14 protein-coding genes are annotated in these 16,074 nt (G+C 67.7%); all 14 read left to right on the forward strand.

Annotation, left to right across the window (positions count from 1 at the left end; translation table 11 throughout):
* Positions 1-12 precede the first annotated feature (12 nt).
* The 14 genes from fliM (at position 13) to QZM67_RS24305 (ending at position 15,877) form a co-directional block, all read left to right on the forward strand.
* Positions 13-1,011 carry a flagellar motor switch protein FliM gene (gene fliM / locus QZM67_RS24240; RefSeq protein ID WP_301807143.1) on the forward strand — a complete coding sequence of 333 codons (999 nt, stop codon included), beginning with the start codon at positions 13-15 and terminating at the stop codon, positions 1,009-1,011.
* Positions 1,004-1,492, forward strand: coding sequence for a flagellar motor switch protein FliN (gene fliN / locus QZM67_RS24245; protein WP_043184816.1), 489 nt, complete (start codon positions 1,004-1,006; stop codon positions 1,490-1,492). The genes fliM and fliN overlap by 8 nt, the downstream gene beginning before the upstream one ends.
* Positions 1,489-2,061, forward strand: coding sequence for a flagellar biosynthetic protein FliO (fliO, locus tag QZM67_RS24250; RefSeq protein WP_301807147.1), 573 nt, complete (start codon positions 1,489-1,491; stop codon positions 2,059-2,061). The genes fliN and fliO overlap by 4 nt, the downstream gene beginning before the upstream one ends.
* 36 nt (positions 2,062-2,097) lie before the next feature.
* Positions 2,098-2,859: a flagellar type III secretion system pore protein FliP gene (fliP, locus tag QZM67_RS24255; protein WP_043184813.1), complete on the forward strand. Its 762-nt coding sequence runs from the start codon at positions 2,098-2,100 to the stop codon at positions 2,857-2,859.
* Positions 2,860-2,878: 19 nt separating this feature from the next.
* Positions 2,879-3,151: a flagellar biosynthesis protein FliQ gene (gene fliQ, locus QZM67_RS24260; protein ID WP_006491272.1), complete on the forward strand. Its 273-nt coding sequence runs from the start codon at positions 2,879-2,881 to the stop codon at positions 3,149-3,151.
* A 23-nt stretch (positions 3,152-3,174) separates the two neighbouring features.
* Positions 3,175-3,957 carry a flagellar biosynthetic protein FliR gene (fliR, locus tag QZM67_RS24265; protein WP_301807150.1) on the forward strand — a complete coding sequence of 261 codons (783 nt, stop codon included), beginning with the start codon at positions 3,175-3,177 and terminating at the stop codon, positions 3,955-3,957.
* Between the two features lie 175 nt (positions 3,958-4,132).
* Entirely contained in the window at positions 4,133-5,137 is a 1,005-nt protein-coding gene (locus tag QZM67_RS24270) for an ABC transporter substrate-binding protein (RefSeq protein ID WP_043184811.1), read from the forward strand.
* A 122-nt stretch (positions 5,138-5,259) separates the two neighbouring features.
* Positions 5,260-6,057: an ABC transporter ATP-binding protein gene (locus QZM67_RS24275; RefSeq protein ID WP_043184810.1), complete on the forward strand. Its 798-nt coding sequence runs from the start codon at positions 5,260-5,262 to the stop codon at positions 6,055-6,057.
* A gap of 37 nt (positions 6,058-6,094) precedes the next feature.
* Positions 6,095-6,952 carry an ABC transporter permease gene (locus QZM67_RS24280; RefSeq protein WP_011350459.1) on the forward strand — a complete coding sequence of 286 codons (858 nt, stop codon included), beginning with the start codon at positions 6,095-6,097 and terminating at the stop codon, positions 6,950-6,952.
* Between the two features lie 88 nt (positions 6,953-7,040).
* Entirely contained in the window at positions 7,041-8,408 is a 1,368-nt protein-coding gene (locus tag QZM67_RS24285; protein ID WP_301807224.1) for a sensor histidine kinase, read from the forward strand.
* A 12-nt stretch (positions 8,409-8,420) separates the two neighbouring features.
* Positions 8,421-9,098, forward strand: a complete 678-nt coding sequence (locus QZM67_RS24290) for a response regulator (RefSeq protein WP_301807156.1) — start codon at positions 8,421-8,423, stop codon at positions 9,096-9,098.
* A 281-nt stretch (positions 9,099-9,379) separates the two neighbouring features.
* Positions 9,380-10,510, forward strand: coding sequence for a porin (locus QZM67_RS24295; protein ID WP_043184808.1), 1,131 nt, complete (start codon positions 9,380-9,382; stop codon positions 10,508-10,510).
* A gap of 337 nt (positions 10,511-10,847) precedes the next feature.
* The gene (locus tag QZM67_RS24300) at positions 10,848-12,866 is read left to right on the forward strand and encodes a site-specific DNA-methyltransferase (RefSeq protein ID WP_226218228.1); all 2,019 of its coding nucleotides are present in this window, start codon (positions 10,848-10,850) and stop codon (positions 12,864-12,866) included.
* Positions 12,866-15,877: a type III restriction-modification system endonuclease gene (locus tag QZM67_RS24305; RefSeq protein ID WP_301807163.1), complete on the forward strand. Its 3,012-nt coding sequence runs from the start codon at positions 12,866-12,868 to the stop codon at positions 15,875-15,877. Before QZM67_RS24300 ends, QZM67_RS24305 begins: the two co-directional genes overlap by 1 nt.
* Positions 15,878-16,074 lie beyond the last annotated feature (197 nt).

A 16,074-nucleotide genomic window follows, 5' to 3' on the forward strand; every position in this document is an offset into this window, starting at 1 on the left:
AAAGGAGCGCGTATGGGTCACCAGGAGTTCATGTCCCAGGAGGAGGTCGATGCCCTCCTCAAGGGCGTCACGGGCGAAACCGATGCAGTCGACGAACAGCGCGACACATCGGGCGTCCGTCCCTACAACATCGCGACGCAGGAGCGGATCGTCCGCGGCCGGATGCCCGGCCTCGAGATCATCAACGACCGCTTTGCGCGCCTGCTGCGGATCGGCATCTTCAACTTCATGCGGCGCACGGCGGAAATCTCCGTCAGCCAGGTGAAGGTGCTGAAGTACAGCGAGTTCACCCGCAACCTGCCGATCCCGACGAACCTGAACCTCGTGCACGTGAAGCCGCTGCGCGGCACGTCGCTGTTCGTGTTCGACCCGAACCTCGTGTTCTTCGTCGTCGACAACCTGTTCGGCGGCGACGGGCGCTTTCACACGCGCGTCGAGGGCCGCGATTTCACGGCCACCGAGCAGCGGATCATCGGCAAGCTGCTGAACCTCGTGTTCGAGCACTACACGACCGCCTGGAAGAGCGTGCGGCCGCTGCAGTTCGAATTCGTGCGCTCGGAGATGCACACGCAGTTCGCGAACGTCGCGACGCCGAACGAGATCGTCATCGTCACGCAGTTCTCGATCGAGTTCGGGCCGACGGGCGGCACGCTGCACATCTGCATGCCGTACTCGATGATCGAGCCGATCCGCGACGTGCTCAGCTCGCCGATCCAGGGCGAGGCGCTCGAAGTCGACCGCCGCTGGGTGCGCGTGCTGTCGCAGCAGGTGCAGGCCGCCGAAGTCGAGCTGACCGCGAACCTCGCCGAGATCTCGTCGACCTTCGAGAAGATCCTGAACCTGCGCGCGGGCGACGTGCTGCCGCTGGAAATCGAGGACACGATCATTGCCAAGGTCGACGGCGTGCCGGTGATGGAATGCGGCTACGGAATTTTCAATGGTCAATATGCGTTGCGCGTGCAGAAGATGATCAGCGCGGGCGATTCGATGAAGGAAGGTGGATATGAGTGAGCTGAACCAGACGCCCGAGGACGACGCACAAGCGATGGCCGACGCGGCCCTCGCGGCATCGGCCGCCGCGCAGGCGGCACCGGCCGCGGCGGAAGAAGATCCGGGCATGGACGACTGGGCGGCCGCGCTGGCCGAGCAGAACCAGCAGCCAGTGCAGGCGGGCGCGACGGGCGCCGGCGTGTTCCAGCCGCTGTCGAAGGCCGCGGCGACCTCGACGCACAACGACATCGAGATGATCCTCGACATCCCGGTCAAGATGACCGTGGAGCTCGGCCGCACGAAGATCGCGATCCGCAACCTGCTGCAGCTCGCGCAGGGCTCGGTCGTCGAACTCGACGGCCTCGCCGGCGAGCCGATGGACGTGCTCGTGAACGGCTGCCTGATCGCGCAGGGCGAGGTCGTGGTCGTCAACGACAAGTTCGGCATCCGCCTGACCGACATCATCACGCCGGCCGAACGCATCCGGAAGCTGAATCGATGAACGTAGTAGCGCCCGGTCGCCGCGTGCGCGTCGCAAGCGTGGCGGCGGCTGCCGCGGCCATTGCGGCGTCGCTTGCCTGCGCGCCGGCCGGCGCCGCCGACATGAACGCGGTAAACAACGCCGGGGCGATCGCATCGAGCGTGATGGTCGGCTCCGCCGCACCGTCGCTCGGCTTCGGCGCGGTGCTGCAGACGCTGGTCGGGCTCGCGGTCGTGATCGGTCTCGTATTCGCGTGCGCATGGCTCGCGCGCCGCTTCGGCTTCCAGCACGCCCGCCGCGGCGGCCCGCTGAAGGTCGTGTCGAGCGTCGCGGTCGGGGCGAAGGAAAGCGCGACGATCGTCGAGATCGGCGACACCTGGCTCGTGCTCGGCGTCGCGCCGGGCAACGTGCGACTGCTGCACACGCTGCCGGCCGGTTCGGCAGCGGCTCACGCGACGACGGCTTCGGCCGACGCGCCCGCCGGCGCCGCCCCGTCCGAAGGCGGCCTGCCCGGCACGTTCGGCTCGCGGTTTCGCGACGCGCTCGCGGGCGAAGCCGCGAAGCGCCTCGGTCGCGGCAAGGACCGCTGACATGGCGCCGCGCCCTTTTTCCGACCCCGCATTCCGATGAAACACGCATTCCTGCATCGCGCGGCGCGCTTCGCGCCCGTGCTGATCCTCTGCCTCGCCCCCGCGCTCGCGTATGCGCAGGCGAACGGCCTGCCCGCGTTCAACGCGAGCCCGGGCCCGCACGGCGGCACCACGTATTCGCTGAGCGTGCAGACGATGCTGCTGCTCACGATGCTGTCGTTCCTGCCGGCGATGATGCTGATGATGACGAGCTTCACGCGCATCATCATCGTGCTGTCGCTGCTGCGCCAGGCGCTCGGCACCGCGACGACGCCGCCGAACCAGGTGCTCGTCGGCCTCGCGATGTTCCTCACCTTCTTCGTGATGTCGCCGGTGCTCGACCGTGCGTACAACGACGGCTACAAGCCGTTCTCCGATGGCTCGATGCCGATGGAGCAGGCGGTGCAGCGCGGCGTCGCACCGTTCAAGACCTTCATGCTGAAGCAGACCCGCGAGACCGATCTCGCGCTGTTCGCGAAGATCTCGAAGGCCGCGCCGATGCAGGGGCCCGAAGACGTGCCGCTGTCGCTGCTGGTGCCCGCGTTCGTCACGAGCGAGCTGAAGACCGGCTTCCAGATCGGCTTCACGGTGTTCATCCCGTTCCTGATCATCGACATGGTCGTCGCGAGCGTGCTGATGTCGATGGGGATGATGATGGTGTCGCCGTCCACCGTGTCGCTGCCGTTCAAGCTGATGCTGTTCGTGCTGGTCGACGGCTGGCAACTGCTGATCGGCTCGCTCGCGCAGAGCTTTACGTAAGCGGCGGAGGAAACGCGCGATGACGCCCGAACAAGTGATGACCCTGGCGCACCAGGCGATGATGGTCGGCCTGCTGCTGGCCGCCCCGCTGCTGCTGGTCGCGCTCGCGGTCGGCCTCGTCGTGAGCCTGTTCCAGGCCGCGACGCAGATCAACGAGGCGACGCTGTCGTTCATCCCGAAGCTGCTCGCGGTCGCCGCGACGCTCGTGATCGCCGGCCCGTGGATGTTGACGACGATGCTCGACTACCTGCGGCAGACGCTGCTGCACGTCGCGACGCTCGGCGTCGGCTGAGCCGCGCGCACCACCCGGCGGCGATGTTCTCGGTTACCTACGCGCAGCTCAACGGCTGGCTCACGGCGTTCCTGTGGCCGTTCGTGCGGATGCTCGCGCTCGTCGCGACCGCGCCGGTCGTCGGCCACGCGGCGGTGCCCATGCGCGTGAAGATCGGCCTCGCCGCGTTCATGGCGCTGGTCGTCGCGCCCACGCTCGGCGCGATGCCGGACGTCACCGTGTTCTCCGCGCAGGGCATCTGGATCGTCGTCACGCAGTTCCTGATCGGCGTCGCGATGGGCTTCACGATGCAGATCGTGTTCGCGGCCGTCGAGGCGGCCGGCGACTTCATCGGGCTGTCGATGGGGCTCGGCTTCGCCACCTTCTTCGATCCGCACACGAGCGGCGCGACGCCCGTGATGGGCCGCTTCCTGAACGCGGTCGCGATGCTCGCGTTCCTCGCGGTGGACGGCCACCTGCAGGTGTTCGCCGCGCTCACCGCGTCGTTCCAGTCGCTGCCGGTGTCGGCCGATCTGCTGCACGCGCCCGGCTGGCGAACGCTCGCCGCGTTCGGCACGACCGTGTTCGAGATGGGGCTGCTGCTCGCGCTGCCGGTGGTCGCGGCGCTCTTGATCGCGAACCTCGCGCTCGGCATCCTGAACCGCGCGGCGCCGCAGATCGGCGTGTTCCAGGTCGGCTTTCCCGTCACGATGCTCGTCGGGCTGTTGCTCGTGCAACTGATGATCCCGAACCTCGTGCCGTTCGTGTCGCACCTGTTCGACATGGGGCTCGACGCGATGGGCCGCGTGCTGACCGGCTGGCGCTGAGCGCCTCCCGCCCCCCTGTTCCCCGTTTCCCGCCTGTTCCGGCCCTGCGTTGCTGGAAAACCCCTAAAGGAATCGCCCGCCCGCGAAAGGTAGCGGAAGGTTTCGCCTCCCTATACTCGTCGTGACGATGCAGCAAGCATCGCGCCATACGAATACAACGAACGGAGACGACCCGATGCGACCCATCCTGCGCACCCTCGCCGTTGCAGCCAGCCTGAGCTGCGCGCTTGCCGCTCACCCCGCTTTCGCCGACGACGGCGGCAAGATCACGATCATGGTCGGCGGGATCGCGAAGCTGATCTACCTGCCCGCTCGGCTCACGCAGGAACTCGGCTACTTCAAGGCCGAAGGGCTCGACGTCGAGCTGCTGTCGCAGCCGGCCGGCGTCGACGCGGAGAACGAGCTGCTCGCGGGCGCCGTGCAGGGCGTGGTCGGCTTCTACGACCACACGATCGACCTGCAGAGCAAGGGCAAGGACGTGAAGGCGATCGCCGTGTTCGGCCAGGTGCCGGGCGAAGTCGAGATGGTGTCGACCAAGGCCGCGCCGACCTTCAAGTCGATGGCCGACTCGAAGGGCAAGACGCTCGGCGTGACGGGCCTCGGCTCGTCGACCAGCTTCCTCACCCAATACCTGGCGCTGCAGCACGGCGTGCCGTCGACGCAGTACACGATGCTGCCGGTCGGCGCCGACGCGAGCTTCATCGCCGCGATCAAGCAGGGCCGTATCGACGCCGGGATGACGACCGAGCCGACGGTGTCCGCGCTCGAGAAGATGGGCGACGCGAAGGTGCTGGTCGACATGCGCACCGTCGACGGCACGCGTGCGGCGCTCGGCGGCACCTACCCGGCCGCGAGCCTGTACGTGCAGTCGGCCTGGGCCGAGTCGCACAAGGCGCAGGCCACCAAGCTCGCGCACGCGTTCGCGAAGACGATGCAGTTCATCCACACGCACAGCGCCGACGAAATCGCCGCGAAGATGCCGGCCGACTACCAGAAGGACAAGGCGCTGTACGTGAGCGCGCTGAAGGCGTCGCTGCCGATGTACACCGCCGACGGCAAGATGCCGGCCGACGGCCCGGCCACCGTGCTGAAGGTGCTGTCGGCGTTCAACCCGTCGGTGAAGGGCAAGCATATCGACCTGGCGCGCACCTTCACGAACGATTTCGTGAACGCGAAGTAAGCGATCCCGGTCGCGGCGCCGGCGGCGGCGATCCCGCCGCCGAGCGTTCCCCCGTTCCGGCCCGGTTGACCGGCCCGGCGTCGTCACGATGCGACGCCCTCCTCACCCGCAGGACGAATGCGATGAACCAGGCAGTCTCCCCGAGCACACCGGCGATCGAGTTTCGCAACGTGTCGTGCCGCTTCATTTCGCCTGAAGGCAAGGCCACCGTCGCGCTGCGCGATTTCAGCATGAGCGTCGCGCGCGGCGAGTTCATCGCGATCGTCGGGCCGACCGGCTGCGGCAAGTCGACCACGCTGAATATGATCACCGGGCTGCTCAAGCCCGTGTCGGGCGAGGTGCGCGTGATGGGGCGCCCGGTCGACGGGATCGATCCGCGCATCGGCTTCGTGTTCCAGGCCGACGCCGTGTTCCCGTGGCGCAACGTGATCGACAACGTCGCGGCGGGCCCGCTGTTTCGCGGCCGCTCGAAGGACGTCGCGTACGCGCAGGCCGAGGAATGGATCCGCAAGGTCGGCCTCGACAAGTTCACGAAGCACTACCCGCACCAGCTTTCCGGCGGGATGAGAAAGCGCGTCGCGCTCGCGCAGACCTTCATCAACCAGCCGGAAATCCTGCTGATGGACGAGCCGTTCTCCGCGCTCGACATGCAGACGCGCACGCTGATGCAGGACGAGCTGCTGCAGCTCTGGTCCGCGAACAAGGGCTCGGTCGTGTTCGTCACGCACGATCTGGAAGAGGCGATCGCCCTCGCCGACCGCGTGTTCGTGCTGACCGCGCGGCCTGCCACGCTCAAGCGCGTGTACGAGATCGACCTGCCGCGCCCGCGCGTCACGTCGGAGATCCGCTACGACACGCGCTTCATCGAAATTTCCAAGGACATCTGGCACGACCTGCGCGAAGAAGTGCAGATCGGCTGACGCATACGCTCAAGGCAAGAACAGCAAGGACAGGAGCATGACCGACATGACGCTTCCCCCCACCGCCATTCCGGCGACGACGCTCGAGGACGACGAGCGCGCCGCGCAACGCCGGCTGCGCCGCCGGCGCAACCTGATCGTCACGCTGCGGATCGCCGTGCTGGTGATCGTGCTCGGCGGGTGGGAACTCGCCGCACGCCTCAAGTGGATCGATCCGTTCTTCTTCTCGATGCCGTCGCTGATCTTCGACCAGATCCAGGACTGGTTCGTGAACGGCACGTCGCAGGGCCCGCTGCTCACGCAGGTGTGGGTCACGCTCGAGGAAACCGGCATCGGCTTCGTGATCGGCTCGGTTGCCGGCGTGATCTGCGGGATCGTGCTCGGCCGCAACAAGCTGATGGCCGACGTGTTCGGCCTGTACATCCAGATCGCGAACTCGATTCCGCGCGTCGTGCTCGGCTCGATTTTCGTGATCGCGCTGGGCCTCGGGATGGCGTCGAAGATCGCGCTGGCCGTCGTGATGGTGTTCTTCGTCGTGTTCGGCAACGCGTTTCAGGGCGTGCGCGAAGCCGACCGCTACCTGATCGCGAATGCGCAGATCCTCGGTGCGTCGCGCCGGCAGATCACCACGGCGGTCGTGATCCCGTCCGCGCTGAGCTGGATTCTCGCCAGCCTGCACGTGAGCTTCGGCTTCGCGCTGGTCGGTGCGGTCGTCGGCGAATTCCTGGGTTCCAAGCAGGGCATCGGTTTGCTAATCTCCACCGCCCAGGGCGCGTTCAACGCGAGCGGCGTGTTCGCGGCGATGATCGTGCTGGCCGTGGTCGCGCTGGCCGCCGACTACCTGCTGACCTGGCTCGAGAAGCGGCTGCTGAAGTGGCGCCCCGCGGCGTTCTGAACGCCGCAGACGGACGCCTGACATGACACTCCCGACCGCGCCGGCGCTCCCGGCGCGGTTCGGCATTTCGGAGAAGGAGCGCAACAGGATGGCGCACAGCCTGCGCGGACGGCTGCTGTGGTGGCTGCTGCTGCCGCTCGCGGTGTTCATGCTGATCGCGGGCGCGATGTCGTACGACACCGCGCGGACCACGGCCGCGCTCGTGCAGGACAGCGCGCTCGTCGCGTCCGCGCGCACGATCGGCGAGGACATCGAATGGCGCAACGGGCTGCCGGTCGCCGATGTGCCGCCGGCCGCGCTGGAGATTTTCGAATCGCCGTCGCGCGATTCGGTGTTCTACAAGGTGATCGACGGCCACGACCGCCTGCTCGCCGGCACGCCGGCGCTCGACGTGCCCGCGCGGCACGGCATCGAGCCGACGCTGTACGACACGTCGCTCGACGGCGTGCCGTTGCGCGCGGTGGCCTACGATCGCCAGTTGTACGACGAGGGGCACGTCGAGACGGTCACGGTGGTCGTCGCGAAGACGACCCGCTCGCACCGCGCGATGGTCGCGACGATCTGGCGGCCGCAGCTCGTGCGCCTGTCGCTGATGCTGATGCTCGCGATGGGGCTCGTGTACCTCGGCCTCACCTTCGAGATGCGGCCGCTGATGCAGCTGAAGGACGACGTGGCCGACCGCGGGCCGATGGAGCTGGAGCCGATCCGCCCCGAGCGGCTGCAGCACGAACTGCGGCCGATCGTCGACGCGATCAACCAGTGCATCGCGAGGCTCAATACGCACACGGCCACGCAGCGCCGCTTCATCGCGGATGCCGCGCACCAGCTGCGCACGCCGATCGCGGTGCTCGACACGCAGATCCAGTACGCGCAGCGGCGCGGGCACGACGATCCCGAGCTCGCATCGGTGCTCGACAGCATGCAGCGCAGCAGCCGCAAGATGGCCGACGTGACCGACAAGCTGCTGCTGCTCGCGCATGCGGAGGCGACGCCGTCGACACTGCTGACCCATCGCGTCGATCTCGCGGCCGTGGTGTCGAGCGTGCTCGAGGAAACGATCGTGCTCGCGCAGCGGCGCGACATCGACCTCGGCGCCGATCTCGGCGAGCGGCTCGACGTCGCGGGCAGCGACAGCCTGCTGACCGCGCTCGTGATGAACCTCGTCGACAACGCGGTGCGCTACACGCAGCCGGGCGGCTGCGTGACGGTGGCCGCCCGCCGCGACGGCGACGCGATCGTCCTCGACGTGGTCGACAACGGCCCCGGTATCCCGGCCGAAGCGCGGCCGCACGTGTTCAAGCGGTTCTACCGCGTGTCGGCCGATACCGAGGGCTCGGGCCTCGGGCTCGCGATCGTCCGCGAGATCGCGCAGGCGCACGGCGGCAGCGTGTCGCTCGCGCCGGGGGCCGGCAATCGCGGTATCGTCGTGACCGTGCGGCTGCCCGCCTACGATTGAAGAGAAGTCGCCATGAAACTCCTGCTGGTCGAAGACAACGCCGAACTCGCGCACTGGATCGTGAACCTGCTGCGCGGCGAGGATTTCGCGGTCGATTCCGTCGGCGACGGCGAACGCGCCGATACGGTGCTGAAGACCGAACGCTACGACGCGGTGCTGCTCGACATGCGCCTGCCCGGCATCAGCGGCAAGGAGGTGCTCGCGCGGCTGCGGCGCCGCAACGACAACGTGCCGGTGCTGATGCTGACCGCGCACGGCTCGGTCGACGACAAGGTCGACTGCTTCGGCGCGGGCGCCGACGATTACGTCGTGAAGCCGTTCGAATCGCGCGAGCTGGTCGCCCGGATTCGCGCGCTGATCCGCCGGCAGGCCGGCGTCGGCACGACGCAGCTCGTGTGCGGCGATCTCGTCTATGCGTTCGGCACGCGCGAATTCCGCAGCGGCGAAACCGTGCTCGCGCTGCGCCGCCGCGAGCACGCGATCCTCGAAACGCTGATGCTGCAGCAGAACAAGACGGTGTCGAAGGCGCGGCTGATGGACAGCGTGTTCGCGCTCGACGACGAACCGAGCGCCGACGCGATCGACATCTACATCCACCGGCTGCGCAAGCATCTCGCGGGCAGCACGGCCGAGATCATCACGCTGCGCGGGCTCGGTTACATCCTGCGCATGAAGAGCACGCAGGACTGACAAGCTCTCTTGCGAGCCCTGAATATCGATTCGTAGCACGAAACGTCATCGACGCATGCCGGCGCCCCCGGCTTGCCGGCTTCCGCACACCTGCCCGATCCGTGATTATTGCGCGTTCGGTGTTTTCACCGATCCGATTCTTGCGTCCGGGAAAGCGTCGTGAAGGATTGCACCCTCTACGATGCTATGCGTCGGCCCTCTCGCTGTGGCCGGCAAGAGTCGGCATACATTACGTACTGCCAACGACCAGATTTCAATGCGGCAGCTCGGAGGAGACGATCTTGAAACGAAAAACCCTTGCCCTTTCCATCGCGGCGGCTGGCCTGTGCGCCGGCACCCAGGCGCATGCGCAGTCGAGCGTGCAGCTCTACGGCCTGATGGACCTGAGCTTTCCGACCTACCGGACCCACGCCGACGCGAACGGCAATCACGTGATCGGGATGGGCAACGAAGGCGAGCCGTGGTTCAGCGGCAGCCGCTGGGGTCTGCGCGGCGCCGAAGACATCGGCGGCGGCACGAAGATCATCTTCCGCCTCGAAAGCGAATTCGTGGTCGCGAACGGCCAGATGGAAGACAGCGGCCAGATCTTCGACCGCGATGCGTGGGTCGGCGTCGAGGACGAGCGCTTCGGCAAGCTGACGGCCGGCTTCCAGAACACGATTGCGCGCGATGCGGCCGCGATCTACGGCGACCCGTACGGCTCCGCGAAGCTGTCGACCGAGGAAGGCGGCTGGACCAATTCGAACAACTTCAAGCAGATGATCTTCTACGCGGCCGGCCCGACCGGCACGCGCTACAACAACGGCATCGCGTGGAAGAAGCTGTTCAGCAACGGTATCTTCGCGAGCGCCGGCTACCAGTTCAGCAACTCGACCGCGTTCGCGACCGGCTCCGCGTACCAGGTCGCGCTCGGCTACAACGGCGGGCCGTTCAACGTGTCGGGCTTCTACAACCACGTGAACAATGGCGGCTTCACGAACCAGACGTTTTCGGTCGGCGGCAACTACGCGTTCAGCATCGTGCGCCTGAACGCCGGCTACTTCCGCTACAACGGCGACCAGGGCTCGCTCGGCCAGCGCCACGACGATTCTTGGACGGTGTCGATGAAGATCGCGCCGAAGGGCGCGCTCGACTACGAGCTCGGCTACCAGCAGATGCGCGTGAAGAACGCCGCGTACAACACGGACGGTTTCGTCCCGAACGCGAACCTCGGCGCGTTCAGCCTGACGAACGGCGTCGGCAACGGCTTCAAGGAAACGATCTACGGGTCGGTGTTCTATCACCTGAGCAAGCGCACCGAGGTCTACCTCGCCGGCGACTACATGAAGCTGCACGGCGGCTACACGGTGTCGTCGACGTTCGGCGCGAAGAACCAGCTCGAACTGACGTCGGGCATCCGCACGCGTTTCTGACCCCAAGCGGGGCCCGCCGGGCCCCGCCGCACCCTCCGTCCGGGATTCTCCATGCGGGCACGCCGGCGCTTGGCGCCGACCGTGCCCTTTTTTTCGTCCTGTCCGGCGTGACGCCGGGGACGCCCGCCAGGCGCCCGTCGGCTGCCCATGCGACAACCGGCCCGAAGCCGCTTGCGGCCCGTCCGGCGGGCGATCGCGGCCGATGTCCGCACGATCGCCCCACATCGGCGCTTGACCTCGGACGATCGACTCGATAGCGTTTCGGGTTTGCCCGGGCGGCCGTTGCCGCCGGTGCCGCGAGCGCGCCCGACGTCCTGGCGCGCGCGGCCGGGCTCCGATGGAAAAGACGATGCAGAAACTCGATGCGGCGAGCCCGCAGGCGATGTCGACCGATTTCACCGCCGACAACGTCGCGCGCCTGAAGGCGCTGTTCCCCGAACTCGTGACCGAAGGCCCCGGCGGCGCGTCGGTCGACGTCGACGTGCTGAAGGCGCTGATCGGCGAACGCACGGTCGGCGACGCCGACGAGCGCTACGGCTTCCACTGGCACGGCAAGCGCAGCGCGCGCCAGGCCGCGCTCACGCCGTCGACGGGCACGCTGCGGCCCTGCCCCGACGACAGCGTCGCGTGGGACGACACGCGCCATCTCGTGATCGAGGGCGACAACCTCGACGTGATGAAGCTGCTGCACAAGAGTTACGCAGGCAAGGTGAAGCTCGTCTACATCGACCCGCCGTACAACACCGGCAGCGATTTCGTCTATCCGGACGACTTCAGCGACAGCATCCGCCACTACCTGGCGATGACCGGGCAGACCCAGGGCGGCGTGAAGCGCAGCACCAACACCGAGGCGAACGGCCGGTTCCACACCGACTGGCTGAACATGATGTATCCGCGCCTGAAGCTCGCGCACGCGCTGCTGTCCGATGAAGGGCTGATCGCCGTGCACATCGACGAGCATGAAGTGCACGCGCTGGTGCTGATGCTGCGCGAGATCTTCGGCGAGGAGAACGAGCTCGGCGTGGCCGTGTGGGACAAGCGCAACCCGAAGGGCGACGCGCGCGGCGTCGCGTACCAGCACGAATCGCTGGTGCTGTTCGCGCGCAACGCGGAGACGCTGCTCGAACAGGCGCCGCTCAAGCGCCCGAAGCGCAACGCGCAGCGCATGCTCGACGCCGCGCACGACGCCGTGTACCGCAGCGGCAACGCGAAGGACGCGCAGAAGGCGTACCGCGCGTGGATGAAAGCGCAGACCAACCTGTCCGGCGGCGAGGTGATGTACGACCGGCTGTCGGAAGAAGGCCGCGTGTACCGCCTCGTGTCGATGGCCTGGCCGAACAAGAAGAAGGCGCCGGAAGAGTATTTCACGCCGCTGATCCACCCGGTCACCGGCAAGCCATGCGCGATGCCGGCGCGCGGCTGGCGCAACCCGCCCGCGACGATGCAGGCGCTGATCGAGCGCGGCCAGATCGAATTCGGCGCGGATGAATCAACGCAGCCGCAGCGGATCTACTACCTCGACGAGAACATGTACGAAAACGTGCCGTCGGTGCTGCCGTTCGCCGGCTCCGACGACGCGCTGCTGAAGACGCTCGGGATCCCGTTCGACCTGCCGAAGCCGGTCGATTTCGCGGCGGCCGTGATCGGCTGGTGCACGCGCGGCGACGACATCGTGCTCGACTGCTTCGCCGGCTCCGGCTCGACCGGCCACGCGGTGATGCAGGTGAACGCGACCGACGGCGGCGCACGCCGCTACGTGCTCGTGCAATTGCCCGAAGCGCTCGACCGCCGCGACAAGACGCAACTGGCCGCCGCCGATTTCTGCGCGAAGCTGAAGAAGCCGCTGACGCTCGCCGAAGTCACGAAGGAGCGCCTGCGCCGTGCCGCGCAGCAGGTCGCGCGCGACTATCCGGAAAGCTATGGCGACCTCGGTTTCCGCGTGTACCGGCTCGACACGACCAACGTGATCGAGTGGGACCCGCGCCGCGACGACTTCGACCACGCCCTCTTCGCGTCCGTCGAGCACGTGAAGACCGGCCGCACCGAGGACGACCTGCTCGCCGAGCTGACGCTGAAGCTCGGCCTCGACCTGTGCACGCCGGTCGAGCATCACCAGGTGGCCGGCAAGACCGTGCACCTGATCGGCCGCTCGATCGTCGCGTGCTTCGATGCGCGCATCGCGCGCGACGACGCGGGCCCGCTGGCCGACGGCATCGTCGACCTGCTCGACGCGACCGGCACGACGCACGACGTCACGTGCCTGTTCCGCGACAGCGGCTTCGTCGACGACGTCGCGAAGCTCAATCTCGCCGCGCTGCTCGAACAGCACGGCGTGAAGCGCGTGCGGAGCCTGTGATGCGGCTGCATTTCGAAGCGGATCTCGACTACCAGCGCGAGGCGATCGACGCCGTCTGCGACCTGTTTCGCGGCCAGGAATCGTATCGCGGCGATTTCAGCGTGCTCGCGAACGCCGCGCCCGGCACGACCGCCGCCGCGCAAGGCTCGCTCGGCTTCGCGGTGTCGGAACAGGGCGTCGGCAACCGGCTGTCGCTGACCGACGACGCGCTCGCGCGCAATCTCGCCGACGTGCAGCTGCGCGGCGGGCTGCCGCCGTCCGGCCTGCCCGGTTCGCGCGACTTCACCGTCGAGATGGAGACCGGCACCGGCAAGACCTACGTGTACCTGCGCACGATCTTCGAGCTGAACCGCCGCTACGGCTTCACGAAGTTCGTGATCGTCGTGCCGTCGATCGCGATCAAGGAAGGCGTGCACAAGACGCTCGCGATCACCGAGGATCACTTCCGCGCGCTGTACGCGGGCGTGCCGTACGACTACTTCCTGTACGACTCCGCGAAGCTCGGCCAGGTGCGCCACTTCGCGGCGAGCGCGGCGATCCAGGTCATGGTGATGACGGTGGCCGCGATCAACAAGAAGGAAATCAACAACCTCTACAAGGACAGCGAGAAGACCGGCGGCGAGAAGCCGATCGACCTGATTCGCGCGACGCGGCCGATCGTGATCGTCGACGAGCCGCAAAGCGTCGACGGCGGGCTCGAAGGCCGCGGCCGCGAAGCGCTCGCGGCGATGGCACCGCTCTGCACGCTGCGCTATTCGGCCACGCACGTCGACCGTCACCACATGGTGTACCGGCTCGACGCGGTCGACGCGTACGAGCGCAAGCTGGTCAAGCAGATCGAGATCGCGTCGGCGATCGTCGAGGATGCGCACAACAAGCCGTACGTGCGGCTCGTGGGCGTGTCGAACCGGCGCGGCGCGATCAGCGCGCGCGTCGAGCTCGACGTCGCGACGACGGCCGGCGTGAAGCGCCAGATCGTGACGGCCACCGACGGCGACGATCTCGAACGCCTGACCAAGCGCGCGCTGTACGCGGGGCTGAGGATCGGCGAAGTCCATGCGGTGAAGGGTGCCGAATACGTCGAGCTGCGCCATCCGGAAGGCGAGGCGTTCCTGTCGCTCGGCGAGGCGTTCGGCGACATCGACACGCTCGCCGTGCAGCGCGAGATGATCCGCCGCACGATCCGCGAGCATCTCGACAAGGAGCTGCGCCTGGCCGAACGCGGCGTGAAGGTGCTGTCGCTGTTCTTCGTCGATTCGGTCGAGCGTTATCGCCGCTACGACGAGAACGGAATGCCCGTGAAGGGCGACTACGCGCTGATCTTCGAAGAGGAATATGCGCGGGCGGCGCGCGTGCCGGCCTACCGTGCGCTGTTCGACGGCGTCGACGTCGCGCTCGAAGTCGGGCGCGCGCACAACGGCTACTTCTCGATCGACCGCAAGGGCGGCTGGACCGACACGAGCGAAAGCAGCGCGGCGGCCCGCGAGAACGCGGAGCGCGCATACGGCCTCATCATGCGCGAGAAGGAAGCGCTGCTGTCGTTCGACACGCCGCTGAAATTCATCTTCTCGCACTCGGCGCTGAAGGAAGGCTGGGACAATCCCAACGTGTTCCAGATCTGCACGCTGCGCGACATCCAGACCGAACGCGAGCGCCGCCAGACGCTCGGCCGCGGGCTGCGTCTCGCCGTCGACCAGGACGGCGAACGCGTGCGCGATGCGGGTGTGAACACGCTCACGGTGATCGCGACCGAGCGCTACGAGTCGTTCGCGGAGAACCTGCAGAAGGAAATCGAGGCCGATACGGGCATCCGTTTCGGCATCGTCGAGGAACACCAGTTCGCGGCGCTGCCCGTGCAGGAAGGCGATGGGCCCGCGCATGCGCTCGGCGTCGAGCTGTCGCGCGTGCTGTGGAATCATCTGCACGAACAAGGCTACGTCGACGCGCAGGGCAAGGTGCTCGACCGGCTGAAGGACGCGCTGCGCCAGAGCGCGCTGGTGCTGCCCGATGCGTTCGAAATGCTGCGCGCGCCGATCGTCGCGACGCTGCGCAAGCTGTCGGGCCGCTTCGCGGTGCGCAATGCGGACGAGCGCCGTGCGATCGCGCTGCGGCGCGACGCGTCGGGCAAGGCCGTCGTGTTCGGCGAGGCGTTCCGCGCGCTGTGGGACCGCATCCGTCATCGCACCGTGTACCGCGTCGAGTTCGACAACGCGAAGCTCGTGCGCGACTGCGCGGCCGCGCTGCACGACGCGCCGGACATCGCGCGCGCCCGGCTGCAGTGGCGCAAGGCCGAGATCGACATCGGCAAGGCCGGCATCGAGGCGATCGAAGTGGCCGGCGCCGGCACGGTGCTGCTCGACGAAGGCGAACTGCCGCTGCCCGACCTGCTCACCGAGCTGCAGGACCGCACGCAGCTCACGCGCCGTTCGCTGGCGACGATCCTGGCCGACAGCGGCCGGCTCGAGGATTTCCGCGTGAATCCGCAGCAGTTCATCGCGGTCGCGGCCGATGCGATCAACCGCTGCAAGCGGCTCGCGCTCGTCGCGGGCATCGCGTACCGCAAGCTCGGCGAGCGCCACGTGCATGCGCTCGAATCGTTCGAGAGCGAGGCGTTGACCGGCTATCTGCGCAACCTGCGGCCCGATGCGCAGAAGTCGATCTACGAAGCGGTCGTGTGCGAGACGGACGCGGAGCGTGCGTTCGCCGATGCGCTCGAGGCGCACGACGGCGTGAGGCTGTACGCGAAGCTGCCCGCGTGGTTCCGCGTGTCGACGCCGCTCGGCAGCTATCACCCGGATTGGGCCGTGCTCGCGGAACAGGACGGTGGCGAACGGCTGTACTTCGTCGTCGATACGCCGAATGCGGACGGCAACGTGCCGAGCGAGCACGAGCGGGCGAAGCTCGCGTGCGGCGAGGCGCATTTCCGGGCGCTGGTGGACGGCGACGGTGCGCAGTTCATGCGTACGCGCCAGGTCGACGCGCTGTTCGAGCGCGTGGACGCGACTCGCTGATCCGCTGACCGGCGGACGGCCATGCGCCGTTCCGCCCGGCCATTTTCGCGGCGCACAACGTCCCTCGTGTGCGCCGCGCACTGCTTTAATTTCCCGTACATCGGATCGATGCCCGCCTCGCGCCGGGCGCGGCCCGTTACGGTTCGTTGCAAATTCCACATACTGGGCCGAGCGGCCGACACTATGCTCCGGGCACC

The sequence above is a fragment of the Burkholderia sp. AU45251 genome (assembly GCF_030482905.1).
Classification (GTDB): Bacteria; Pseudomonadota; Gammaproteobacteria; order Burkholderiales; family Burkholderiaceae; genus Burkholderia; species Burkholderia aenigmatica.